Source organism: Promicromonospora alba (assembly GCF_042654905.1).
Taxonomy (GTDB): domain Bacteria; phylum Actinomycetota; class Actinomycetes; order Actinomycetales; family Cellulomonadaceae; genus Promicromonospora; species Promicromonospora alba.
The window spans coordinates 437,044-458,427 of the sequence record NZ_JBHSFI010000001.1; the positions used below are offsets into that span (position 1 = coordinate 437,044).

Below are 21,384 nucleotides of genomic sequence, written 5' to 3' on the forward strand. Positions count from 1 at the left end.
GCTACCTCGTGGCGATCCCGCCCAGCAGGTTGCCGACCAGTGCCTCGACAAAGCTGTCCGTGATCGGCTCGTCCGGGATCAGGAGGCGGTGGTAGACGGCGCCCCAGAGCTGGTCGACGACCACCTGCACGTCCACGTCGTCCCGCAGCTGGCCCTGCTCCTGGGCCCGCGTCAGCCGCTCCCCCGCCAGCGCGCGCCGCCCGGAGGAGTACAGGGTCCGGTACGCAGTCGCGAGGTCCTTGTCCGTCTGGGACTCGCCGATCAGCTCCGCGAGGATCCGGCCCCCCGGCGTGCCGGTCATGAGGTGGACGAACGCATGGAGCTGGTCCAGGAGGTCGGCGCGGATGTCGCCCGTGTCCGGGAAGGCGAGCGTCTCCTGGACCGCGTGGAAGTACCCGTCGAGCGCCAGCGCCCCCCTGGAGGGCCACCACTTGTACAGCGTGGTCTTGCTGACGCCGGACAGCCGCGCGACCCGCTCGAACGTCAGGTCGGCGATGCCCTCGCCGAGCAGCAGCTCCCCCACGGTGCGCAGCACGTCGCCCCGCACCTCGTCGGCCGGCCGTCGCCCCCGCCGCCGGCTGCGTGCACCAGGCTCCTCGACGGCGGACGCCGTCGCCTCGTTCTCCACGTGTGCTCCTCCCTGGTGCTGGTCAGCCGGGTCCCGGTCAGCGCCCGCAAGTCTAGGTCTGGCGACCACTACCGGCGCTCGCGGGCCGGCCCGGCGCCGACCGTGAGCAGGTCGTCCAGACCGACGCGGCCGAGGAAGTCACGGCGGGTGCGGTCGGCGAGGTCGGAGACCGCCTCCGAGCCGTCGTTCGCCGGGTCGATGTGCACCCGGTACGGCCGCTGACCGACAGGTAGCGCGACGATCCGAGCGATCTCGTCGGAGACCAGCGAGGCGTCAGCGCCCTCGGGCGCCAGCGCCGCGAGCTTCTCGGCCACCTGGTCCATCAGGCCTGCGTACCGTGTCTCGTACGCGGCCTCGACGTCTGCGTCGGCCGGATGGCCGGCGTGCGCGAAGTGGTTGGTGCCGCTGGTGAACGAGCCGGGCACCACTATCGACGTCTCGACGCCCCAGCGGGACAGCTCGGCGGCGTACGACACCGCGAGGGAGTCCATGCCCGCCTTCGCGGCGAAGTACGGGGCGAGGTAGGGCGGGGTGCCGCCCTTGACGCTGGAGCTCGACACCCAGACCACGAGACCCTGCCCGCGGGCGCGCATACCGGGCAGGACCGCCCGGTTCACGCGCTGGGTCGAGAGCACGTTGATGTCGTACAGCTCCGCGAGCTGCTCGGGCGTGAACGCCTCGGCCGGCCCGACGACCATGTGCCCCGCGTTGTGGACCAGGACGTCGATGCGGCCGTGCTCGGCCTGGACCTGCGCCACGGCGGCGTCGATGGAGGTCTGTGAGTTCACGTCGAGCTCGATGGCGCGCAGGTCCACCCCGCGCTCGGCGGCGTAGGCCCGCGCGGCGTCGACCTGCGGCGCGTTGCGGCCCTCGGTCTGGCGCATGCCCGCGTAGACGGTGTCGCCCGCGTCCGCGAGCGCCCGGGCGGTGAGGGCGCCGAAGCCCGAGGAGGCTCCGGTGATCACGATGACGTTGCTCATGACAGCTCCTTCTGGGTCGTGAGAGGGATTGCGAAGTGGGTGGGGGTCAGGCGATGCCGCCGTTGACGTAGACGGTCTGCCCGTTGACCCAGCGGGCGGGACCGGCCAGGAACGCGACGGTCTCGGCGACGTCGTCCGGGGTGCCGAGCCGCTCCAGGGGCGCGAGGCCCGCGAGCCGGCCGATGGTCTCCTCGTCCTTGCCGTCGAGGAACAGCGGCGTGGCGGTCGGCCCGGGGGCGACGGCGTTGACGGTGATGTCCTTGCCCCGCAGCTCGCGCGCGAGCACCAGGGTCAGGGCCTCGACGGCAGCCTTGGACGCCGCGTAGGGCGCGTACGTGGGGTGCTGCAGTCGGGTCTGGCTCGTGGAGAAGCCGATGATCGCGCCGCCCGGCCGGACCCGGCGGGCCGCCTGCTGAGCGACGACGAACGAGCCGCGGATGTTGGTGCGGTGCATCCGGTCGAGGTCGGCCAGGTCGAAGCTCGCGACCGGGCCGAGGACCATGATCCCGGCGGTGTTGACCACCACGTCGATCCCGCCGAACGCCGCCTCCGTCGCGTCGAACGCGGCGGCCATGGCCTCCTCGTCCGCGACGTCGCCGCCGACAGCGATGGCCTGCCCGCCCGAGGCGGCGATCCCCGCGACGACCTCCTCGGCCCTGGCCTGGTTGCCCGCGTAGTGGACGGCGACGGCGAAGCCGTCCGCGGCGAGCCGCTCGACGACGGCGCGGCCGATGCCGCCGGAGCCACCGGTGACGAGGGCGACCCGAGTGGTGCTGGTGGTGCTCATGGCATCCTCCTGAGGTTCCGATGTGGACTGTGCGTTCATATAACCACAGATGTGTACGGCTCGTCCATATCTGTGTCCAGGGTGTGGCGCAGGCCACACATGACCCCGAGGGCTCAGCCCCTGAGGGCCTCGACGGCCACCGTCGTCACCTCCGCCAGGAGGGCATCGTCGGGCTCCGCCTCGGGGTCCTCGGTCTGGGTCATGACCGCCAGGACCACCGGGTCGCCGTCGGGCGGCCAGAGCAGGCCGATGTCGTTGCGGCCGCCGCGCCCCGAGGTGCCGGTCTTGTTGCCGACCACCCAGCCGTCCGGCACACCGGCGCGGATGGTCTCGGGGCCGGTGACGCTGCCGCGCAGCGCCTCGACGAGGGTCGCCCTGGCGTCGTCGTCGAGCACGTCGCCCAGGCCGTAGGCGCGCAGGTCGTGGGCGAGCGCCCGGGCCGTGCTGGTGTCGCGCTCGTCCCCGGGAGCGACGTCGTTGAGCTCGGGCTCGTAGCGCGACGGCATGGTGGTCTCGTCGCCGATCGCGCGCAGCGCGTCGGCGAGGCCCGGCGGACCCCCCAGCGCGTCGAGGAGCAGGTTGCCCGCCGTGTTGTCGCTCTCCTGTACGGCGGCGTCGATGATCTGGTGCATCGTCATGCCATCGGAGAGGTGCCGCTCGGCGACCGGCGAGTGCGCCTGGAGGTCGCCGGCCTCGTAGGTGACGACCTCGTCGAGCTCTTCCGGGGTGCTGCGGTCGAGGACCGCGGCCGCAGCCAGCGCCTTGAACGTCGAGGCGTACGCGAACCGGTCGTCCGCGCGGTGCGTCACCTCCACCCCGGAGCCGGTGTCCACCGCATAGAGGCCCACCACCGCGTCGTACTTCTTCTCGAGGCGCCCGATCTCCGCGGCGACGTCGGGCGCCGGGGACGGCGGAGTGGTCGCCTTCTCGCGCGTCATCGGACCGGAGGTGGCTGGTCCGGCGGACGCCGGGGGCGTCGGGCTCGGCGCGGGTTCGGCGCTGCTGGGCGTACAGGCGGTCAGGACGAGTGCGGCCGAGGCGAGCAGGAGCGCCGGCCGTCGCAGGTTCCGAGGCATGCGCCCAGTCTGCTGCTCCCCGCCGCCGCCGTCAGTCCGAAAGCTGACGGCGGTCCAGGCACCCCCAGAGTGCCCGGACCGCCGTCGGTCAGATCCGCGGTCTCAGACCGCGGCCGGCTCGACCACCTTCTCCCGGGAGCCGTTGGCCCGCCCGTCGGCACTGCCGGCGGGAGTCTCTTCGTCGGCCGGGGCGCCGTGCGGGTCGTCCATCGCGCTCTCGTCGAACGGGAGGTCGCCCGCGAGCACCTGGGTCACGCGCTCGCGGTCGATCTCCTTGGTCCAGGTGCCGATGACCACCGTCGCGACCGCGTTGCCGGTGAAGTTGGTCAGGGCACGGGCCTCGGACATGAAGCGGTCGATGCCGACGATGATCCCGACGCCGTCGACCAGGTCGGGGCGGTAGGTCTGCAGGCCGCCGGCGAGGGTCGCGAGGCCCGCGCCGGTGACGCCCGCGGCGCCCTTGGACGCGATGATCATGAAGACGAGCATGCCGACCTGCTCGGGCACGGACAGCGGCGTCCCCATGGCGGAGGCGATGAACAGCGACGCCATCGTCAGGTAGATCGCGGTGCCGTCCAGGTTGAACGAGTACCCGGTCGGCACCGTGATGCCGACCACCGGCTTGGAGACACCGAGGTGCTCCATCTTGGAGATCAGGCGCGGCAGGGCCGCCTCGGACGAGGAGGTGCTGACGATCAGCAGGTACTCGCGCGCCAGGTACTTCATGAGCAGGAAGATGTTCACGCCGGAGACGAGCCGCAGCACGGTGCCGAGCACGATGACGATGAACAGGATGCACGTCACGTAGAACCCGAGCATCAGCGTGCCGAGCTGGACGACGGCGCCCCAGCCGGTCTCGCCGACGACCGCCGCGATGGCGCCGAACGCGCCGACCGGTGCGACCCACAGGATCATCGTCAGGACCCGGAAGACGATCCCCTGGATCAGCCGGATCGCGTCGAGGGCGGGCTTGCCGCGAGCGCCGAGCTGCTGGATGGCGAACCCGACGAGCAGCGCCACGAACAGGGTCTGCAGCACGGACTCGCCGCTGAGCGGCGAGACGAGCGTGGTGGGGATGATCCCGAGCACGAAGTCGGTGAGGGACGACGCCTCACCCTCCGCCTCGTAGGTGGTGCCGGCGATGGACAGGCCCTCGCCCGGGTGCAGGAGATTGCCGACGACCAGGCCGATGAAGAGCGCGAAGGTCGACATGACGAGGAAGTAGAGGAGCGCGAGGCCACCGACGCGGCCGACCGTCGCGGCCTTCGCGATGGATCCGATGCCCAGCACGATGGTGCAGAAGATCACCGGCGAGATCATCATCTTGATCAGGTCGACGAACCCGGTGCCGAGCGGCTTCAGCGCCACTCCGGTGTCGGGGGACGCGAGGCCCACGATGACGCCGGCGACGACGGCGACGATCACCGCGATGTACAGGTAGTGACTCTTGTCGAGCCGGCGGCGCGGGGTCTTCCCGGTGCCGGCGGGCAACGTTTCCGCCATTGGTCTTTTCCTCTCACAACGCTGTGTGGTCAGCTGTAAGAGTGCTGGGAGGAACGGTGAATCCCGCCATTGCGTACATAGTGTTCTCACCTGGTCGGGCTCGGGGGCGCCCGGGGGCCACAATGGGTCCGTGGCGCAGCGACGGGGTGCGAGTATCGCGAGGTGGTTCCTCGCCGTGCACACGACGCTGCTGTTCGTCGGCGCGATAGTCGTCTTCGGGCTCCTGGTGCTCGACGCCCGGTCCACCGCGCAGACGCACGCGGCGAAGGAGAGCATCGACGTCGCGGCCACGGTGGCCGCCGAGTCGCTGGTGATCGACACGGTGGCCCGGGCGCACGCGGACGCCGCCACCGACCGGGCGGGCTCGGTGGCCGAGGCGTCGGGCGTGCTGCAGCCGTACGCCGAACGGGTGATGGACGCGACGGGGATCGCCTACCTCACCGTCATGGACACCGACCGGACCCGCTACACGCACCGCAACGAGTGGCAGATCGGCCGCGCGTTCGTGGGCAGCACCGCTCCGGCCCTGCGTGGCGAGACGTTCACGGAGGTCTACGCCGGCACGCTCGGCCCGTCGATCCGGGCGGTCGTCCCGGTCGTGACGGACGACGGCGAGGTCGTCGGCATGGTGTCGGCCGGGGTGACGCTCGACCGGCTGTGGGACAGCATCGTCCGGCGCCTGGTGATCGTCGGCATCGGGACGCTCCTGGCGTTCGGCGCGGGCGCCGTCGCCGCGGCCCTGCTCGCGCGGCGCCTGGACCGGATCACGGAGAGCAAGGGCCCGGACGAGCTCGCACATCTCTTCACCGCGCACGAGGCGGTGCTGCACTCGGTCGAGGAGGGCATGCTGCTCGTCGAGGACGGCACGGTGGTGCTCGCCAACGACGAGGCGCTGCGGCTGCTCGGCGTGCCCGACCTCGCCGCCCCGTTCGCCGTCGCCGATCCCCGGCTGTCCCCCGCCGTCCGCGACGTGCTCTGCGGCAGCACGCCGGAGGGGCCGGTCCGGGTGGGCGACCGGGTGCTGCTGGTGGGCCGCGACACCGCGGCGGCGTCGGGCCGGAACGTCGGCGAGGTCATCTCCCTGCGCGACCGCACGGAGCTGCAGCGGATCACCGGCGAGCTGTCGTCGGTGCGCACCATCTCGGACGCGCTGCGCGCCCAGACCCACGACTTCAGCAACCGCCTGCACACCATCGCCACCCTCATCGAGCTGGGCCGCAGCGACGAGGCGCTGCGCTTCGTCGCGAGCGAGCGCGACCTCGGCCAGCGGCTCACGGACCGCGTGGTGCAGGCGATCGAGGAGCCCGTCATCGCCGCGCTCGTGCTGGGCAAGGCGGCGCAGGCGCGCGAACGGGCGGTGGAGATGCACTTCGAGACGCACCTCGCGCCGGGCACGCACTGGCTGGAGCCGGTCGACGTCGTCACGATCCTGGGCAACCTGATCGACAACGCGATCGACGCCGCCGCGGCACGCGCCCTGGAGGACACGACGGAGCCGGCCGCAGAGGCGTGGGTCGAGGTGTACCTCGCCAACGGCGACGACGGCTCGCTGGTCTTCCAGGTCTCCGACAGCGGGACCGGCATCGCCGACACGGACCGCGACCGCATCTTCGAGCACGGCTGGAGCACCAAGGACGCGACGGCGGGCGGGCGGGGCTACGGGCTGGCGCTCGTGCGCCAGGTGGTGGAGAGCCTCGGCGGCGACATCGAGGTCTCGCAGGGCACGGGGACGAGCGCCGGCACGAGCGCCGGGGCGGTCTTCACGGTCACGCTGCCCCGCCCGGCCGCCGTCGCGCCGCGGGTACGGGCGGCCGGTATGGCGGGCGCGCGGCCGGCCGGCAGCGCCGGGGCACAGGTGGTCAGGCCATGATCCGGGTACTGGTCGTGGAGGACGACCACCGCACGGCGGAGGCGCACGGCGAGTACGTGCGCCGGGTCGAGGGCTTCGAGCTGGCCGGCGTGGTGCACACCGCGAGCGAGACCGTCCGGGCGCTGCGCGACGCCCAGGCCGCGGGCGAGGAGGTGCACCTGCTCCTGCTCGACATGAACCTGCCCGACCTGCACGGCCTGGTCCTGTGCCGGCAGCTGCGCGCTGAAGGCCTGGTCGTGGACGTCATCGCGGTGACGGCGGCCCGCGAGCTCGAGACGGTGCGCGAAGCCGTCGCCATCGGCGTCGTGCAGTACCTGATCAAGCCGTTCGTGTTCGGGCTGTTCGCCGAGAAGCTCGGCGCGTACCGCAAGTACTTCGAGCAGATGCGCTCGCCGGTCTCGACCCTCAGCCAGCGCGAGGTGGACACGGCGTTCGCGGCGCTGCGGACCTCCAACGCCGCGGGGCTGCCGAAGGGGCTGTCCCAGGACACCCTGGACTCGGTGTCCGACCTGCTGGCCCGGCGGCCCGGCGCGCTGTCGGCGAGCGAGGTCGCGGACGAGCTCCACCTCGCGCGCATCACCGCACGCCGCTACCTGGAGTTCCTCGCGGACGCCGGGGTCGCGTCCCGGGCGCCCCGGTACGGGGCACGTGGGCGGCCCGAGCTCGAGTACGCCCGGGAGCGCCCGGCCTGAGCCGGCCGGGCGCCATGCTGGGTCGAGTCAGCGGCCGATCGCCGCCGTCAGCCGGTCGAGGTAGTCCTGCTCCCCCTCGCTGACCGCGAGGCGCTTGCTGAAGAAGCCGCCCTCCTTGGACTTGGTGGCCTTGACGACCTCCGTGGCGATCCGGAGCAGCCAGTCGCCGTACGCGGCGAGGTCCTCCTGGTCCGCGCGCTCCCGCAGCACCGCTATCGAGGCCGCGGTCAGCTCGACGGCCTTGGCAGTGTCGCGCTCCGGGTCCGGACGCGGGTCCTCCGGCACGGCGACACCCTCCGGCGTGCCCACCTTGGCGGCCGGGGACGCCTCGGCGGCCTCCTCCTCGTCCTTGATCCTGTCCCGCAGCGCGAGCGCCACCGACTGGATGAAGTCGTTCTCGTGCTGCTGCGCCTCCCGGAACACCTTGGCGCCGGTCGCGGTCTCCCGGATGAACCGGATCGCTCCGGGCCGGCCGTCCGCCAGGGTGGCACCCTTCAGCACCGCTCCGGGGGCGTCCAGGATCTGGCCCAGCTCGTCGTCGCTGAAGTCGGACAGATTCGTCATGCGCACGCTCTCTTGTCTGCTGTGTCTGTTGTGTCTGTTTCAGTGAACGCGCACAACCTACTGGCTGGGGACGTCGTCCGGCAGCGCCGCCCGGTACCGGCCGGCCAGCTCGCGGGTCGCCGCCACGAGCTCGGGCGGACCCTCCACCTCGAAGGGCACGTCGAAGGCGCCGAACCGAGCGGCCAGACCGCCCCACGACCACGAACCCAGCCCCACGCGGCAGCGGGGCACGCCGTCGACGTCCGGCAGCGGCTCGCACAGGCCCTGGCCGCCCACCCACGGGGCGACGTCGGTGGCCCGCGCATGGAGCACCGCCTCGCCGTGGATCGGTGACGGCGACCCGCTGATCCGGGAGCTGACGAAGTCCGCGACGGAGCCGCCGGGCACCTCCCGGAACGTGAACCGCGGCCCCGTCCCGGTGCGGAGCCGCATCCGGTCCACCCGGAACATCCGCCAGTCGTCGCGGTCGAGGTCGAACGCAACGAGGTACCAGCGGCCGTCCGACGTCACGAGGTGGTGCGGCTCGACCCGGCGCGGCGGCCGGAAGGCACCTGCGCCCTCCCCGATCGCGGCCATCGTGCCGCCCTCGTAGTCGAAGCGCACCACCTCGCGGGCCTGGCACGCCGAGCCGAGGGAGAGGAGCAGGTCGGGGTCGACCACCGGCTCGGCGGCGCCGGCCGCTCCAGCCCGCCGACGCCGCACGGTGGTCACCTCCAGCGCGTCGAGCCGGGCCCGGAGCCGCGCGGGCATCACCTGCCGGATGGTGGCCAGGGCCCGCAGGGCCCCCTCCTCCGCCCCGGGGATGGTTCCCGTGCGGAGCGCGACGGCGACGGCGACCGCCTGCTCGTCGTCGAAGAGCAGCGGCGGGAGCTCGGCGCCCGCGTCGAGGCGGTAGCCGCCGTCGGGCCCCTTGGTGGCGTTGACGGGGTAGCCCAGCTCGCGCAGGCGGTCGACGTCGCGCCGCACGGTCCGCGGGCTCACGTTCAGCCGGTCGGCCAGGAGCGCGCCCGGCCAGTCCCGACGGGCCTGGAGCAGCGACAGGAGAGCGAGGAGGCGTCCGGAGGTCTCGAGCATGAGTTCAGCATCGCACGGGGTAGAGGCCAGAACCTGACCGCTACTACGGCGAGAGTGGGACACGTAGCCAGGACGAACCAGACCGCACGCCAGAGAGCAAGAAGGAGACATCGTGATCCGCACCCAAGCGCTCACCAAGGACTTCGTGGTGAGCCGTACTCGCACAGTGCACGCCGTGCGCGGCATCTCGCTCGACGTCGAGCCCGGCGAGCTGGTGGCCGTGCTCGGCCCCAACGGCGCGGGCAAGACCACCACGCTGCGCATGCTGACGACGCTCATCCCGCCGACGTCGGGCACCGCACAGGTCGCCGGGTACGACGTCGCCACCCGGCCCGACCGGGTCCGCGCCGCGATCGGTTATGTGGGCCAGGGCGGCGCCGGCGGGGCGTCCCAGCTCGTCCGCGACGAGCTGGTCACCCAGGGCGAGATCTACGGCCTGGACCGCCGGACGGCCCGGAGCCGCGCCGCGGAGCTCGTCGAGGCCCTGGACCTGACCGAGCAGGCGGACCGCAAGATCGAGAGCCTGTCGGGTGGGCAGAAGCGCCGCCTCGACGTCGCCGTCGGCCTGGTCCACCAGCCGTCGCTGCTGTTCCTCGACGAGCCGTCGACCGGCCTGGACCCGCACAACCGCGCGAACCTGTGGGAGCACATCCTCCGGATGCGGACCGCGGCGGCCGAGCCGATGACCATCGTGCTCACCACGCACTACCTCGACGAGGCGGACACGTTCGCCGAGCGGGTCATCGTGGTGGACCACGGGCAGGTCATCGCTGACGCCACCGCCGACGCGCTGAAGGCCGAGCTCGCGGGCGACCTCGTCACCCTCGGCGTGGCAGCCAAGCACGCGACGGCCCTGGCCGCCATCGCGGAGCGGGCGCCCGGCACCCGTTCGGTACGGGTCGAGGCCGGCGCCGCGGGCGGGGCGAGGACCGTCGAGATCCGCACCGCCGACGGACCCGGCGCCACCCCCGAGCTGCTCCGCGCGGCGGACGCCGCGGGCGTCACGGTCAGCCGCGTGGACGTCACGCGGCCCACGCTCGACGACGTCTTCCTGAACCTCACCGGGCGCAGCCTCCGGGAGAGCTCGCCGGGCGAGCCCGGCTCGCCCGGCGAGACCCCGCGGGTCGAGCCTGTCGAAACCCCGGTCTCGACAGGCCCGACCAGCGGACGATCGAACATCGACAGCACCGACAAGAAGGAGGTCCTGGCATGAGCGCCGCGACCCTGACCCCCGGCACCGCCGCGGCCCGGCCGCTCCCCCGCCGCAGCTTCCTGCGCGACACCCGGATCGTCCTGGTCCGCGAGCTCCAGCCCGTGGTGCGCGACCCGTTCTCGCTGGTCTTCGGCCTCGTGCAGCCACTGGTCTTCCTCGGGCTGTTCGGCCCGCTCCTGGCCGGCTCGGCCGGCGACGCGCTCGGCGGCGACGTCTGGCTGTGGTTCGTGCCCGCCGTGCTGGCGATGACCACGCTGTTCGGCACGTCGGTGACGGGCTCCAACCTGCAGCTCGACCTCTCGTCCGGCGTGCACGAACGCATGCTCGTCACCCCGCTGTCCCGCCCGGCGCAGCTCGTGGGGCGGGCCCTGAAGGAGATGGTGCCGATCGTCGTCCAGTCGGCGATCGTGGTGCTGGTCATGCTGCCGTTCGGCCTGCGCCCCGACCCGATCGGGACGGTGCTCACGCTGCTGCAGCTCGCGGTGCTCGGCATCGGCGTCGGCTCGCTGTCGTACGCGCTGGCGCTCGCCGTGCGCAAGCAGGAGTGGATGTTCTGGGTGGTGCAGCAGACGTTCCTGTTCCCGGTCATGATGCTGTCGGGGATGCTGCTGCCCCTGGAGAACGGCCCGGCATGGATGCGGGCGGCCTCGGCTCTCAACCCGCTGCGCTACGTCGTCGACTCGGGCCGGGCCGCCTTCGCCGGCGACCTCCTGTCCTCGACGGTCGCCTGGGGCTGGGTGGCCGCGCTCGCGACGGCCGCGCTGGGCCTCGCGGTGGGCGTCCGCGCGATGATCCGCTCGGCGGACTGAGCCACAGCGCCCTACCCAGGGATCCGGCCCGGACTCACGTGAGTTCCGGGCCGAACCCCTGGGTAGGGCGCTCGCCGTTTCGGGCCGGACAATGGGTGACCGTGAACCCGAGCCAGGACGCCCGCCCCGCCGCCGATCCGCACGCCGCGCGGCTGCGCCGGACCGTGGCCGTCGTCGCGGCCATCAACCTCGCCTACTTCTTCGTCGAGTTCTCCGTGGCGCTCGCCGCCGGGTCGGTCTCGCTGCTGGCCGACAGCGTCGACTTCCTCGAGGACACGGCGATCAACGTGCTCATCCTCGTCGCGCTGAGCTGGCCGCTGGCGCGACGGGCGGCGATGGGCAAGGCCATGGCGCTGATCATCCTGGTCCCGGCCGCGGTGGCGGCGTGGGAGGCGGCGCAGCGGTTCGCCGGTCCGACGGCGCCCGACGTCGTCCCGCTCGTGCTGGCATCCCTCGGGGCGATAGCCGTCAACGGGACCAGCGCCTGGCTGCTGGCTCGGGTCCACCACGGCGGCGGCGCGCTCGGCCGCGCCGCGTTCCTCTCCGCCCGGAACGACGTGCTGGTCAACGTCGCGGTAATCACGATGGGCCTGGTCACCGTCTGGACCGGCTCCGGGTGGCCCGACCTGGTCCTGGGCTGCGCGATCATCCTGCTGGCGCTGCGCGCGGCGCACGAGGTGTGGGAGGTCAGCGAGGAGGAACGCCTGGCCGCGAAGGCCGTGAACGGCGAGAAGATCGACTGACCCACCCTCCCGGACCGTTGAGTGCTGGATATTTGTCCTGGTGAATCGGTTTCGAAGGGCAAATACCCAGCACTCAACGAAGGGGGTCAGGCGGCTGCCACGTCTATCGACTTCTCCTTGAACTGGCCCGCCAGGGCGCGTTGCATCAGTCGCTTGGTGGTGCCGTTGCCCAGGAGCGTCTGGCTCATCGTCCGCCTCGCCTTGTCGCGGCGGGTCTGCGGGACGAACATCACGAGGTCCCTGCGCCCGCTCTTCTGGTGGTCCGCGATGAACGGGCGCAGCCGCATCTCCCACTCGCGCAGCGCCCGAGCCGGGTTGCCTGGGTTGCGCTGCAGCACCGTGCCCAGCAGGTCCTCTGTCACCCTCGGCTTCACCTCGTCCGAGCGGATGGAACCGCTCCTGGACGCTGCCGAACGCCTGCTCGACTCGACGTACAGTCGCCCCGATGTCGACCCCGCCGACGTCGCCGCCGCTCTGCCGGACGTCCTCGACACCCTGGAGGACACCATCGACCAGCTCGTCGAGGCCGCCGCCCCGGACCGGCCCACCACCGCAGTCCTCCGGCCCCGGGAACGCCCGGTCGCCGCGGACGCCTGACCGAGCCCAGGCACACTCCCGCGCCGTCAGCCCTCCCGCCGGCCGACCAGCCCGGTGTTGTAGGCGACGATCACGAGCTGCGCGCGGTCCCGCGCGTGCAGCTTGGCCAGCAGCCGGCCGATATGCGTCTTGACGGTGGCGGGGCTGAGCCGGAGATGGTCCGCCAGCTCGTCGTTGGACAGGCCCTGGGCGATCAGGCGGAGCACCTCGAGCTCGCGGTCGGTGACGCCGTCGAGCGTTCGCGCGGGTGGCCTGCCCGGCTCGGGGCGGCTCGTGAACTCGGCGATCAGCCGGCGCGTGACCGACGGCGCCAAAAGCGCCTCCCCCGCCGCGACCACCCGGATCGCGTGCAGCACGTCCGCCGGCGGCGTGTCCTTGAGCAGGAACCCCGCGGCGCCCGCGCGCAGCGCCGCGTAGACGTACTCGTCGAGGTCGAAGGTCGTGAGGATGAGCACGCGGACGCCGGCCAGCTCCGCGGTGGAGCAGATCTCGCGCGTGGCCTCGATCCCGTCGACGCCGGGCATGCGGATGTCCATGAGGACGACGTCGGGCAGCTCGAGCCGGGCGAGCGCGACCGCCTCGGCGCCGTCCGACGCCTCACCGACCGTCGTCATCCCCGGGGTGTGCTCGATCAGCAGGCGGAAGCTCCCGCGGAGCATCGCCTGGTCGTCGGCCACGAGGACGCGGACAGGATCCGGCGTCATGCGCGTCCCTCCCGTCCCAGCGGGAGCCGGGCACGGACCGCGAACCCGCCGTCGGGCTGCGGTCCCGCCTCGACGCTGCCCCCGTACAGGCGTGCTCGCTCCCGGATCCCGTTCAGGCCGTGCCCGCCCGACGGCGACGGCGACGTCCGCGTCGGCTCCGGCCCTGGGCCGTCGGCCGCCCGCCCGTCGTCGACGACCTCGACCCGGAGCTCGTCGCCGTCGACGACCACGGAGACCCGGCAGGTCGTGGGACCCGCGTGGCGGACGGCGTTGGTCAGGCCCTCCTGCACCACCCGGTAGACGGTGAGCTGGTCCCCCTCGGTGAGCACGCCCGCTCCGTGCACCGCCAGGTCCACGTCGACCCCGGCTCGCCGCGCGTCGTCCGCCAGCCGGTCGAGGTCGCCGATGCCCGGCGCCGGGCCGAGCGGTGCGTCGCCCGTGCGCAGGACGCCGAGCGTGCGGCGCATCTCCGTCAGCGCGGCCCGGCTGGTCTCCTCGATGGCGTGCAGCGCGGCGCGCGCCTCCTGCGGGTCGGCGTCGGCGACGTGGGCGGCGACCCCCGCACGGACCGCGATCAGGCTGAGGTTGTGCGACACGATGTCGTGCAGGTCGCGGGCGATCTGCAGGCGCTGCTCGTCCAGCGCCCGCTCCGCCTGGCGGCGTACCTCCCGCTCCGCGGCCGCGCGCCTGCCGCGAACGATCCGGCCGGCCGCCCACGAGCCGCCGACGACCAGCAGCACCAGGGTGGCCACGCCGACGGCGTCCTCCGGCGGCCCCGACGGCGTGTGCACCGCCTCGCCCACGTACACCCCGCCGACCGCCACGGGCAGGGTGACCGTGAGCGCCGCGACCGAGCGGCGGGTGGGCGCGGCCAGTCCCACCAGGTAGGCCGCCAGCCCGGCGGCGACATAGGGCTCGCGCGTGATGTCGAGGAGCGTGGCGGCGGTCAGGGCGACGACGACGGTGCCGAGGACCGTGACCGGCAGCCGCCGGCGCACTGCGACGGGCATCCCGACGCCGGCCGCGACGAGCCAGGCGAACCACGCGGGACCGTCGTAGGTGGGCTGTCCGTCGGCCCCGGGCAGCCCGGCCGTGGTGACATAGGCGGCGGTCAGAGCGAGGGCTGCCAGGAGGTCGGCGGCCCAGAGCGGCCTGCCCGGCGCGTCGTTCATGGCGTGACCGTATCTACTGGTGGCCGCCGATGCCCACGGGATACTCACGGGACGCTCAGCCGGCCTGGCCGAGCGCGAACATCGCCGCGAGCACGAGCACCGCCAGGGCCGTCCAGCGCAGCACGACGGCCGGACGCGGGCGCGGGCGCCGCAGCAGCTCGCGCACGCCCATCGGGACGAGCGCGAAGGCCAGCCCGCCGAGCGCGACGAGGGAGAGCACCGTCGTCCCCTTCAGCAGGCCGAGCGGCAGCGCGGAGGTCAGGGCCAGCGCGACGGCCGCCGCGAGGCCGAGCACCCGGGTGCGCCAGGCACCGATCGCGAGCACGATCCATCCCACCAGGATCGCGACGTTCAGCACCGAGAAGATCTGGAACGAGCCGTACGTCGCGGAGACCGCCGCCTCGGTGGCCCGCGCGCCTAAGGCGTCGGCGAACCGGAAGGCCATGTGGTCCATCCCGGAGTGGAACACGCGGGCGACGGTCCCGGCGAGGACGAGCAGCCCGCCCCACAGGCCCCAGCCGGGGCTGCGGGCGGCTACCCGTCCGGCCAGGAGCAGCACGGCGGGCAGGAGCACCAGGTTTCCCGCCGCGAACAGTGCGTAGGAGGTGGCCACGACACCCGGGTGCTGTTCGAAGGCCGCGAGCTGTGCCGGGAAGAAGAAGTCGAACGGCAGCCGCAGCAGGGCTCCGGCGAGCAGGAGCAGCGGTCCGGCCACCAGGGCCACACCGCCGACCCACCGGCCGGGAAAGACGTCGGGAGCCTCGCTCGCCCGCCCCGCCATGCTGTCGATGTGCGTTCCGGTGCTGATTTCCGCGGAGATTCTCATACCCCTGACCCTCCCGTGCCGACCACGAGGAGTCGTCACCCCACCCTCCGAACCTCCAGCTCATACCTGGGTATGACCCGCCCACCCCTCCCCTTCGTTGAGTGCTGGGTATTTGCCGTGCTGAAACGGTTTCGGAGGACAAATACCCAGCACTCAACGGGCGGCGGGCGGCAGGATGAGCCCATGTTCACCAGCATCGATGCCTCGATCGACCTGCGGGTCGCCGCCTATGCCGTCATCACCGACGACCAGGGACGCATGCTCCTGCCCCACTGGAGCGAGTACGGGCACAGCGGCTGGACCATGCCCGGCGGCGGGCTCGACCCCGGTGAGGACCCCGCCGACGCCGCCGTGCGGGAGGTCCTCGAGGAGACCGGCTACCACGTCGAGCTGGACGGCCTGCTCGGCGTCGACAGCTTCGTGATCCCCGCCGCGGAACGCGGGCGACCCTCGGAACGCCCGGTGCAGGCGCTCCGGATCGTGTACCGCGCACACATTACCGGCGGCGAGCTGCGCGTCGAGGAGGACGGCTCCACCGACGACGTCGCCTGGCACACGCCCGAGGAGATCGACACGCTGAACCGAGTGCCGCTGGTGGACCTGTCCCGCCGCTGGGCGGGCCTCATCGACTGACGGGCCAGCAAGGGCGCCAGGCCTTCAGGGCAGGGCCGACGGCGGGAAGCCCGTCCAGCGCAGGTCCTGCGGCAGGTGCCCCATGTCGTTGAACAGCACGACCGTCGGCGGCAGCCCGTCCCGGTACTCGATGGCCGTCAGCGCGGTGTTGCCGCTGTTCAGTCCGAGCCACCGGGCGGGCGGCGCGTCCAGCGCGTGCCGCAGCAGCCAGGCCACCTGGAACGCGTGGGTCACCAGGACCTCGTGCGTCTCGGTCTCGGCAGGCTTCGCGAACCGGTCGACCAGCGCCGCGGCGAGCCGCTCCCCCGAGGCGCGCTCGGCGTCGTCGAACCCGTCGAAGAAACCGGCCCAGGCGGGCGGCATATCGGTGGCGGCGGGGATGTACGGCACGTGGTCGACAAGCTCCGCGGCCTCCACGACAGGGACGTCCGGCAGGTGCTCGCCGATCACCCGTGCGCTCGCCGCCGCACGCGGCAACGGCGAGTGCCAGACGGCGACCACCGGCAACCGGGCGAGCCGCTCGCCCAGGAGGCCCGTCTGCCGGTGCCCCACGTCGGTGAGCTCTCCGAACGCGTCCGCCTCACCGTGCCTGGCCAGGTAGAGATGTCTGGTCGCCATGGGCACGAACCTACTGCGTGCACCCTGCGATCACGAGCAGTGCCGTCACGCGCCCCGCTGGATCCCGAGGGTCGAGATCAGGTCCTCGTGCAGCTCCATCCACACGACGTGGCACGACTCGACGCCGGTCCCGGCCACCCATTCGCCACGCCCGGACCGCGCGTGCGCGAGCGCCGCGGAGAAGCGCTCGTCGTATCCCTCGAACCGCGCGAGCCGCGAGGTGAGCTCGCCCACCAGCGGGGCCAGCTCGTCGTCCAGCGCCTCGAGCTCGGCGAGCACTGCCGCGTCCCAGTCCGGGTCGGTGTGGGTGTTCACGCTGAGCCGGTCGCCGTCCTCCGGGCGCAGCTGCCAGTCGGTGCACGCCTGCAGCAGACGCGCGTTCAGCGGCCGGAACGCCTCGTGCACCTGCTCGACGACGGGCCGTCCGCCCGTCTCGGACAGCTCCTCGGCCAGCCGGCGGTCGTCCTCGGCCCGGCCGCGGTCGGTCATGGACCAGCCCGCGGTGGCGCCGAACGCCGCCTTCCTGATCCAGCCGTAGGCCTCGTCGTCGAGCAAGGTCTCGCGGGTGTCCGCCTCGTCGAGGCCGAACCGCACGGCGACGGCGTCGTCGTCGGCCATGCCCTGGATCCGGACCGAGTGGAGGACGAGCAGCTCGGGCTGAGAGGATCGGCCGAGCACCGGGTTGTGCGTCATATTTTTCACCGTGCATCCTCCTGGTGGCCGGTGTCAACGCAGGTAGGTACGCCCAGGGAGGAAGACATGTCGGACAGTTCCGCCGCCACGAGCATCACGGGGACGCCGGGTAGTCCGGGACGCGCGTCCGGCCCGGCACGCGTGGTGCACAGCCCTGACGACTTCGGGCGGGTCCTGCCCGGCGACGTCCTCGTGTGCCGGTTCACCGAACCGGCCTGGACCGCTCTGTTCGGCGTCGTCGCCGCCGTCGTCACCGAGACCGGCGGCGTGCTCTCGCACGCGGCGATAGTGGCCCGCGAGTACGGCATCCCCGCGGTGCTCGCGGTCCCCGGTGCCATGACCACGCTGCGCGACGGCGACACCGTCACCGTCGACGGCGGGGCCGGGCGAGTCACCGCCGCCTGATGACCGCCTGCCACAGCAGACCCGGACCAGCGCCGTCCAGGGCAGCCCTACCCATGGGCAGCGCATACGGGACGTGCCAGCCTTCCAGCGTCAGACCAAGAGTCGGACCACCTGGATGGAGAGCACCATGTCAGTCACCTCCCCGTTCCGCAGAACCACCTCCCTCAGACGGACCAGGCGCTGGGCGCTCGCCGCCCTGGCCGCGTTCACGCTCGTCGCCGCACCCACGGCAGCGGCGGCACCGGCGGACACTGCCGCGCCGGACGCCGGCGTCCTGGCGACCTCGCACAAGTCACCGTTCAGCTGCGGCAAGACCTTCTACGCCAACAACTGGAGCGGCGGCCACAACCCCAACGGCTCCATCGACTGGCAGAGCTACGACGGCGACGCCATCAACGGCGAGACCGTCCGTGCGACGGCCGCAGGCACCGCCACCTTCGACGACGAGGGCAGCACCAGCTACGGCAAGTGGGTGCAGATCGTGCACGGCGACGGCACCCGCACCCGTTACGCGCACCTCGCCACCATGGTGCGGGCTCCGGGCCAGACCCTGTCGGTCAGCCAGGGCACGGTCATCGGGACGGTCGGGTCCACCGGCGGCTCGGAGGCGCCGCACCTGCACTACGAACAGCGCGGCTCGACCGGCGTCGTCGACACCTCCCCGACCGTGGAGGGCGTGACCGTCTCCGTCGGCCAGAAGAAGGCGGTCACGAGCACCAACGCGTGCGGTGGCTCGACCAACCCGTACACCCCCACCGAGGTCTGCGGCAGCGGCTTCTCGGTGATCGACCAGGCGGCGCTCGGCACCGTCGGCCGGACCTACCTGCTGTACAACTCCGGCACCGGCGCCAACTGCGTGGTCACCCTGAAGTCGACGAACCTCGGCACGCCGAGCGCGGTATCGGCCTTCCTGGAGCCCCAGGGCTCGTCGCGCACCACCGACTCCGGCAGCTACTCGTACTACGCGGGCCCGGTCAAGCGGTCCGCACCCGGTACCTGCGTCAAGTGGGGCGGCTCGGTAGGTAGCGCGAGCTACACCAGCCCGTTCGAGCACTGCGACTGACTCTTGTCCCTGCACGACCCTTCCGCCTGCGCGGGGAGCTCGTCAGCCCTGCGCAGGCGGCTGGATCAGGTCCCACGGCATGCCGTACAGGTCCTCGAACACCGCCACCGTCCCGTAGACCTCGTGGCGGGGCTCCTCGCGGAACCGCACGCCGGCCGCCGTCATCCGCGCGTGCTGCGCGGCGAAGTCGTCGGTCTCCAGGAAGAACGCGACCTTCCCGCCGGCCTGCCGCCCGACGGCGCCCGCAGCGCCGACGTCGGCGGTCACGGCCAGCACGAACCCGGTTCCCCCGTCCTCCGGGCCGACGACGACGCGGCGTCGGCCGGACTCGTTCGTCTCGTCCTCCCGGACGGCGAACCCGAGGGCGTCGACGAAGAACGTGATCGCCTCGTCGTGGTCGAGGACGAGGTAGGTGACATCGGAGAGTCGCAGCACCCGAAGATCCTAAGCGTCGCCGCCCACCGTGCCTGGTCCACGCCCCTATAGTCGGTGGTGCGAATCATCTGTGGCCACGACAGTCGTCTGCCGGGAAGGCACCCACCATGAGCTTCACGCACCCCACTGGCACCCGCGGCGCCAAGCAGCCCGGCCGCTCGTTCCGCTGGATGAACCGACTGATCATGGGCCGTGCCCGGCGCGCCGAGGGCAAGACCATGGGGATGGACCTCCTGGTCCTGACCACCGTCGGCCGCAAGAGCGGGCAGGAGCGTCAGACGCCGCTCGCGTGGTTCCCGGGCCCCGACGGCAGCTGGCACGTCGTCGCGTCCGCCGGCGGCGCGCCGGCCAACCCCGCCTGGTACCTCAACCTCGCCGCCCACCCCGACCAGGTGACCGTCGAGCAGGCCGGTCGCAAGGTCGCCGTCACCGCCGAGGAGCTGCACGGCGCCGAGCGCGAGCAGGCCTGGGCGCAGATCAAGGCCGCGGCGGACAACTTCCGCAAGTACGAGGAGACCACCGACCGGTTGCTCCCCGTCATCCGGCTCGCGCCGCGCTGACCGGCCCGCGCTGACCGGCCCGGTCGCGTCCAGGCCCCCAGCGCCCTCCCAGGGTTCCCCCGGGCGCACCCCAGCGGCCGGGCCTACGTTCGGCCCATGAGCAACCACAGCACCGCGTCCGGCCGCCCCGGGGAGCACGAGGAGCCCGAACCGCACGACCTCGGGCTCTCCCACGACCTCCCCACCCTCCTGAACCGGCGGCACGCCATCGGCCTGCTGACCGCCGGTGGCCTGGTGGCGGCGCTCGCCGCCTGCTCCCCGACCACCGGCGCGAGCGACAGCTCGTCCACCGGAGCACCGACCGGCGGTCCCGGTGGCGGCGAAGCACCGGACGACACCGCGGAGGCCGGCGCGGGCGAGATCCCCGAGGAGACGAACGGCCCCTACCCCGCCGACGGCACCAACGGCCCCAACATCCTGACGACGACGGGCGTGGTGCGCAGCGACATCACCACCAGCTTCGGCGACTCGTCCGGCACCGCGGACGGCATCCCGCTCACCTTCTCGCTGACCGTCGTGGACGTCTCCGGCGAGGGCGACGCCGGGACTCCCGTCGCGGGCGCCGCCGTCTACGCGTGGCACTGCGACCGCGAGGGCAGGTACTCGATGTACGACATCACGGACCAGAACTACCTGCGCGGGGTCCAGGAGGCCGACGCCGACGGCAAGGTCACCTTCACGTCGATCTTCCCCGCCTGCTACCCGGGCCGCTGGCCGCACATCCACTTCGAGGTCTACCCCTCGCTGGCGGACGCCACCAGCGCCACGAACCGGATGCGCACCTCGCAGCTCGCCCTCCCCCAGGCCGTCAGCGAGGCCGTGTACGCGACGGCGGGCTACGAGCAGAGCGTCGCGAACCTGCAGGGCGTGAGCCTCGACTCCGACATGGTGTTCTCCGACGGGTACGCGCTGCAGATGGCGAAGACGTCGGGCTCGGTGGACCAGGGCTACACGGCCACGCTCCGTGTGCCAGTGTGAGTTGCCGCTGTGAGCGCCCGGGTGAATGTCGGTGGGCGTGGGTAGTGTCGGACGCATGACGCACGCTGCCACCACGTCCCCGGTCACCACAGCCCTCCAGACCGCGGACTGGCGGCGGCGCGTCTTCGCGCTGTATGCGGGTGTCCGGGTCCGCGCCGCCGAGGACCCGGCCGCCGCCCACGCCTACTGGACCGTGACGCGCGACGAGCTCTTCGCGACCCACCCGGCGTCGCCCATCCTGCCCGAGGACAAGCCCGGCTTCACCGGACTGTCCGTCACCCCGTACGACCCGGCCTGGCGCCTGACCGCCCCGGTGGTGCCCGCCGAGCCCGGGCCCGACGGCGCCCCGCGCCGCCTCGACGTCCCCACCGGAACCGACGGCGTCGTACCGTTCGAGCTGCTCGGCAAGGTGGTGCTGCCCGGCCTGGGCTCGCTCGACGTCTGGCGGCTCGCGTCCTACGGCGGCGGCCTGTTCGTGCCGATCAAGGACGCGCTCGCCGGCGCCCCCGGCGGCACGTACGGCGGTGGCCGCTACCTCCTGGACACCATCAAGGGCGCCTGGCTGGGACACGCGGGCGGCACCGACGGACACGCGGACGGTGACACGGCCGGCGTCGGCGAGCTGGTGCTCGACCTCAACTTCGCCTACAACCCGTCCTGCGCCTACGACCCGGCGTGGACCTGCCCGCTCGCACAGCCCGGCAACACGCTCGACGCCAAGGTCCCGGTCGGCGAGCGCACCCCGGACAAGGGCGCATGAC

Annotated in this window: 26 protein-coding genes; 12 read left to right on the top strand and 14 right to left on the bottom strand. The window is 72.7% G+C overall.

What is annotated here, in order from left to right; all coding sequences use genetic code 11:
* Window position 1: 1 nt before the first annotated feature.
* From ACFO6V_RS02015 to ACFO6V_RS02035, 5 genes are all read right to left on the bottom strand, one after another.
* Window positions 2-628, bottom strand: coding sequence for a TetR-like C-terminal domain-containing protein (locus tag ACFO6V_RS02015; RefSeq protein ID WP_377131643.1), 627 nt, complete (start codon window positions 626-628; stop codon window positions 2-4).
* Between the two features lie 68 nt (window positions 629-696).
* Window positions 697-1,608 (bottom strand): SDR family oxidoreductase, encoded by a 912-nt coding sequence (locus ACFO6V_RS02020; protein ID WP_377131646.1) that lies wholly within the window; start codon window positions 1,606-1,608, stop codon window positions 697-699.
* Between the two features lie 46 nt (window positions 1,609-1,654).
* On the bottom strand, window positions 1,655-2,395 hold the full coding sequence (locus ACFO6V_RS02025) for an SDR family oxidoreductase (RefSeq protein WP_377131648.1): 741 nt from the start codon (window positions 2,393-2,395) through the stop codon (window positions 1,655-1,657).
* 113 nt (window positions 2,396-2,508) lie between these two features.
* Entirely contained in the window at window positions 2,509-3,471 is a 963-nt protein-coding gene (gene bla, locus ACFO6V_RS02030) for a class A beta-lactamase (protein ID WP_377131650.1), read from the bottom strand.
* A 102-nt stretch (window positions 3,472-3,573) separates the two neighbouring features.
* Window positions 3,574-4,974, bottom strand: coding sequence for a cation:dicarboxylate symporter family transporter (locus ACFO6V_RS02035; protein ID WP_377131652.1), 1,401 nt, complete (start codon window positions 4,972-4,974; stop codon window positions 3,574-3,576).
* Window positions 4,975-5,104: 130 nt separating this feature from the next.
* Here ACFO6V_RS02035 and ACFO6V_RS02040 point away from each other — a divergent pair, with 130 nt between their 5' ends.
* Together ACFO6V_RS02040 and ACFO6V_RS02045 are read left to right on the top strand one after the other, a co-directional pair.
* Complete coding sequence (locus ACFO6V_RS02040) at window positions 5,105-6,844, top strand: sensor histidine kinase (RefSeq protein ID WP_377131654.1); 1,740 nt, start codon at window positions 5,105-5,107, stop codon at window positions 6,842-6,844.
* Window positions 6,841-7,536 (top strand): response regulator, encoded by a 696-nt coding sequence (locus ACFO6V_RS02045; RefSeq protein ID WP_377131656.1) that lies wholly within the window; start codon window positions 6,841-6,843, stop codon window positions 7,534-7,536. The genes ACFO6V_RS02040 and ACFO6V_RS02045 overlap by 4 nt, the downstream gene beginning before the upstream one ends.
* Before the next feature lie 27 nt (window positions 7,537-7,563).
* On the opposite strand, the gene ACFO6V_RS02050 is transcribed toward ACFO6V_RS02045, so the two are convergent.
* Window positions 7,564-8,100, bottom strand: coding sequence for a hypothetical protein (locus ACFO6V_RS02050; protein WP_377131658.1), 537 nt, complete (start codon window positions 8,098-8,100; stop codon window positions 7,564-7,566).
* A gap of 57 nt (window positions 8,101-8,157) precedes the next feature.
* Window positions 8,158-9,174: a helix-turn-helix transcriptional regulator gene (locus ACFO6V_RS02055; RefSeq protein ID WP_377131660.1), complete on the bottom strand. Its 1,017-nt coding sequence runs from the start codon at window positions 9,172-9,174 to the stop codon at window positions 8,158-8,160.
* A 112-nt stretch (window positions 9,175-9,286) separates the two neighbouring features.
* Between ACFO6V_RS02055 and ACFO6V_RS02060 the strand changes: the two genes are divergently transcribed.
* From ACFO6V_RS02060 to ACFO6V_RS02070, 3 genes are all read left to right on the top strand, one after another.
* The gene (locus tag ACFO6V_RS02060) at window positions 9,287-10,387 is read left to right on the top strand and encodes an ATP-binding cassette domain-containing protein (RefSeq protein WP_377131662.1); all 1,101 of its coding nucleotides are present in this window, start codon (window positions 9,287-9,289) and stop codon (window positions 10,385-10,387) included.
* Window positions 10,384-11,196, top strand: a complete 813-nt coding sequence (locus ACFO6V_RS02065) for an ABC transporter permease (RefSeq protein WP_377131664.1) — start codon at window positions 10,384-10,386, stop codon at window positions 11,194-11,196. The genes ACFO6V_RS02060 and ACFO6V_RS02065 overlap by 4 nt, the downstream gene beginning before the upstream one ends.
* 101 nt (window positions 11,197-11,297) lie before the next feature.
* Entirely contained in the window at window positions 11,298-11,939 is a 642-nt protein-coding gene (locus ACFO6V_RS02070) for a cation efflux transmembrane domain-containing protein (protein WP_377131666.1), read from the top strand.
* An 86-nt stretch (window positions 11,940-12,025) separates the two neighbouring features.
* On the opposite strand, the gene ACFO6V_RS02075 is transcribed toward ACFO6V_RS02070, so the two are convergent.
* Window positions 12,026-12,301 (bottom strand): Rossmann-fold NAD(P)-binding domain-containing protein, encoded by a 276-nt coding sequence (locus tag ACFO6V_RS02075; protein ID WP_377131668.1) that lies wholly within the window; start codon window positions 12,299-12,301, stop codon window positions 12,026-12,028.
* A 25-nt stretch (window positions 12,302-12,326) separates the two neighbouring features.
* Here ACFO6V_RS02075 and ACFO6V_RS02080 point away from each other — a divergent pair, with 25 nt between their 5' ends.
* Window positions 12,327-12,536 (top strand): hypothetical protein, encoded by a 210-nt coding sequence (locus tag ACFO6V_RS02080; protein WP_377131671.1) that lies wholly within the window; start codon window positions 12,327-12,329, stop codon window positions 12,534-12,536.
* 26 nt (window positions 12,537-12,562) lie between these two features.
* Here the strand turns inward: ACFO6V_RS02080 and ACFO6V_RS02085 are convergent, their stop codons facing one another.
* From ACFO6V_RS02085 to ACFO6V_RS02095, 3 genes are read right to left on the bottom strand one after another with little or no spacing between them, the layout of a single operon-like run.
* Window positions 12,563-13,240, bottom strand: coding sequence for a response regulator (locus ACFO6V_RS02085; RefSeq protein ID WP_377131673.1), 678 nt, complete (start codon window positions 13,238-13,240; stop codon window positions 12,563-12,565).
* Window positions 13,237-14,412 (bottom strand): sensor histidine kinase, encoded by a 1,176-nt coding sequence (locus ACFO6V_RS02090; RefSeq protein ID WP_377131675.1) that lies wholly within the window; start codon window positions 14,410-14,412, stop codon window positions 13,237-13,239. Before ACFO6V_RS02090 ends, ACFO6V_RS02085 begins: the two co-directional genes overlap by 4 nt.
* 55 nt (window positions 14,413-14,467) lie before the next feature.
* Window positions 14,468-15,238: a hypothetical protein gene (locus ACFO6V_RS02095; protein ID WP_377131677.1), complete on the bottom strand. Its 771-nt coding sequence runs from the start codon at window positions 15,236-15,238 to the stop codon at window positions 14,468-14,470.
* Between the two features lie 183 nt (window positions 15,239-15,421).
* On the opposite strand from ACFO6V_RS02095, the gene ACFO6V_RS02100 reads away from it, so the two are divergent.
* A complete protein-coding gene (locus ACFO6V_RS02100) occupies window positions 15,422-15,871 on the top strand; it encodes an NUDIX hydrolase (protein ID WP_377131679.1) in 450 nt (149 codons plus the stop codon).
* A 24-nt stretch (window positions 15,872-15,895) separates the two neighbouring features.
* Here ACFO6V_RS02100 and ACFO6V_RS02105 read toward each other — a convergent pair whose 3' ends face one another.
* Both ACFO6V_RS02105 and ACFO6V_RS02110 read right to left on the bottom strand, forming a co-directional pair.
* Complete coding sequence (locus tag ACFO6V_RS02105) at window positions 15,896-16,489, bottom strand: histidine phosphatase family protein (RefSeq protein ID WP_377131681.1); 594 nt, start codon at window positions 16,487-16,489, stop codon at window positions 15,896-15,898.
* 45 nt (window positions 16,490-16,534) lie between these two features.
* Window positions 16,535-17,182: a transcriptional regulator gene (locus ACFO6V_RS02110; RefSeq protein ID WP_377131683.1), complete on the bottom strand. Its 648-nt coding sequence runs from the start codon at window positions 17,180-17,182 to the stop codon at window positions 16,535-16,537.
* Window positions 17,183-17,248: 66 nt separating this feature from the next.
* On the opposite strand from ACFO6V_RS02110, the gene ACFO6V_RS02115 reads away from it, so the two are divergent.
* Both ACFO6V_RS02115 and ACFO6V_RS02120 read left to right on the top strand, forming a co-directional pair.
* The gene (locus tag ACFO6V_RS02115) at window positions 17,249-17,587 is read left to right on the top strand and encodes a PEP-utilizing enzyme (RefSeq protein WP_377131685.1); all 339 of its coding nucleotides are present in this window, start codon (window positions 17,249-17,251) and stop codon (window positions 17,585-17,587) included.
* 127 nt (window positions 17,588-17,714) lie between these two features.
* Entirely contained in the window at window positions 17,715-18,650 is a 936-nt protein-coding gene (locus ACFO6V_RS02120) for a M23 family metallopeptidase (protein WP_377131687.1), read from the top strand.
* A 42-nt stretch (window positions 18,651-18,692) separates the two neighbouring features.
* On the opposite strand, the gene ACFO6V_RS02125 is transcribed toward ACFO6V_RS02120, so the two are convergent.
* Window positions 18,693-19,085 (bottom strand): VOC family protein, encoded by a 393-nt coding sequence (locus ACFO6V_RS02125; RefSeq protein ID WP_377131689.1) that lies wholly within the window; start codon window positions 19,083-19,085, stop codon window positions 18,693-18,695.
* 107 nt (window positions 19,086-19,192) lie between these two features.
* On the opposite strand from ACFO6V_RS02125, the gene ACFO6V_RS02130 reads away from it, so the two are divergent.
* The 3 genes from ACFO6V_RS02130 to ACFO6V_RS02140 all read left to right on the top strand — a co-directional run bounded on the left by ACFO6V_RS02130 (window position 19,193) and on the right by ACFO6V_RS02140 (window position 21,383).
* Window positions 19,193-19,645: a nitroreductase/quinone reductase family protein gene (locus ACFO6V_RS02130; RefSeq protein WP_377131691.1), complete on the top strand. Its 453-nt coding sequence runs from the start codon at window positions 19,193-19,195 to the stop codon at window positions 19,643-19,645.
* Window positions 19,646-19,741: 96 nt separating this feature from the next.
* Window positions 19,742-20,623: an intradiol ring-cleavage dioxygenase gene (locus tag ACFO6V_RS02135; protein ID WP_377131693.1), complete on the top strand. Its 882-nt coding sequence runs from the start codon at window positions 19,742-19,744 to the stop codon at window positions 20,621-20,623.
* A 55-nt stretch (window positions 20,624-20,678) separates the two neighbouring features.
* Window positions 20,679-21,383 (top strand): DUF1684 domain-containing protein, encoded by a 705-nt coding sequence (locus ACFO6V_RS02140; RefSeq protein ID WP_377131696.1) that lies wholly within the window; start codon window positions 20,679-20,681, stop codon window positions 21,381-21,383.
* The last annotated feature ends 1 nt before the right edge of the window (window position 21,384 follow it).

Excerpts from the sequence above, each read along its gene's own strand:
- ACFO6V_RS02025 (WP_377131648.1), bottom strand. The coding sequence starts at position 2,395 with ATGAGCACCACCAGCACCACTCGGGTCGCCCTCGTCACCGGTGGCTCC.
- ACFO6V_RS02115 (WP_377131685.1), top strand. The coding sequence starts at position 17,249 with ATGTCGGACAGTTCCGCCGCCACGAGCATCACGGGGACGCCGGGTAGT.
- ACFO6V_RS02140 (WP_377131696.1), top strand. The coding sequence starts at position 20,679 with ATGACGCACGCTGCCACCACGTCCCCGGTCACCACAGCCCTCCAGACC.
- ACFO6V_RS02095 (WP_377131677.1), bottom strand. The coding sequence starts at position 15,238 with ATGAGAATCTCCGCGGAAATCAGCACCGGAACGCACATCGACAGCATG.
- ACFO6V_RS02090 (WP_377131675.1), bottom strand. The coding sequence starts at position 14,412 with ATGAACGACGCGCCGGGCAGGCCGCTCTGGGCCGCCGACCTCCTGGCA.
- ACFO6V_RS02135 (WP_377131693.1), top strand. The coding sequence starts at position 19,742 with ATGAGCAACCACAGCACCGCGTCCGGCCGCCCCGGGGAGCACGAGGAG.
- ACFO6V_RS02130 (WP_377131691.1), top strand. The coding sequence starts at position 19,193 with ATGAGCTTCACGCACCCCACTGGCACCCGCGGCGCCAAGCAGCCCGGC.
- ACFO6V_RS02055 (WP_377131660.1), bottom strand. The coding sequence starts at position 9,174 with ATGCTCGAGACCTCCGGACGCCTCCTCGCTCTCCTGTCGCTGCTCCAG.
- ACFO6V_RS02045 (WP_377131656.1), top strand. The coding sequence starts at position 6,841 with ATGATCCGGGTACTGGTCGTGGAGGACGACCACCGCACGGCGGAGGCG.
- ACFO6V_RS02065 (WP_377131664.1), top strand. The coding sequence starts at position 10,384 with ATGAGCGCCGCGACCCTGACCCCCGGCACCGCCGCGGCCCGGCCGCTC.
- ACFO6V_RS02080 (WP_377131671.1), top strand. The coding sequence starts at position 12,327 with ATGGAACCGCTCCTGGACGCTGCCGAACGCCTGCTCGACTCGACGTAC.
- ACFO6V_RS02120 (WP_377131687.1), top strand. The coding sequence starts at position 17,715 with ATGTCAGTCACCTCCCCGTTCCGCAGAACCACCTCCCTCAGACGGACC.
- ACFO6V_RS02050 (WP_377131658.1), bottom strand. The coding sequence starts at position 8,100 with ATGACGAATCTGTCCGACTTCAGCGACGACGAGCTGGGCCAGATCCTG.
- ACFO6V_RS02085 (WP_377131673.1), bottom strand. The coding sequence starts at position 13,240 with ATGACGCCGGATCCTGTCCGCGTCCTCGTGGCCGACGACCAGGCGATG.
- ACFO6V_RS02020 (WP_377131646.1), bottom strand. The coding sequence starts at position 1,608 with ATGAGCAACGTCATCGTGATCACCGGAGCCTCCTCGGGCTTCGGCGCC.
- bla (WP_377131650.1), bottom strand. The coding sequence starts at position 3,471 with ATGCCTCGGAACCTGCGACGGCCGGCGCTCCTGCTCGCCTCGGCCGCA.
- ACFO6V_RS02100 (WP_377131679.1), top strand. The coding sequence starts at position 15,422 with ATGTTCACCAGCATCGATGCCTCGATCGACCTGCGGGTCGCCGCCTAT.
- ACFO6V_RS02105 (WP_377131681.1), bottom strand. The coding sequence starts at position 16,489 with ATGGCGACCAGACATCTCTACCTGGCCAGGCACGGTGAGGCGGACGCG.
- ACFO6V_RS02035 (WP_377131652.1), bottom strand. The coding sequence starts at position 4,974 with ATGGCGGAAACGTTGCCCGCCGGCACCGGGAAGACCCCGCGCCGCCGG.
- ACFO6V_RS02110 (WP_377131683.1), bottom strand. The coding sequence starts at position 17,182 with ATGACGCACAACCCGGTGCTCGGCCGATCCTCTCAGCCCGAGCTGCTC.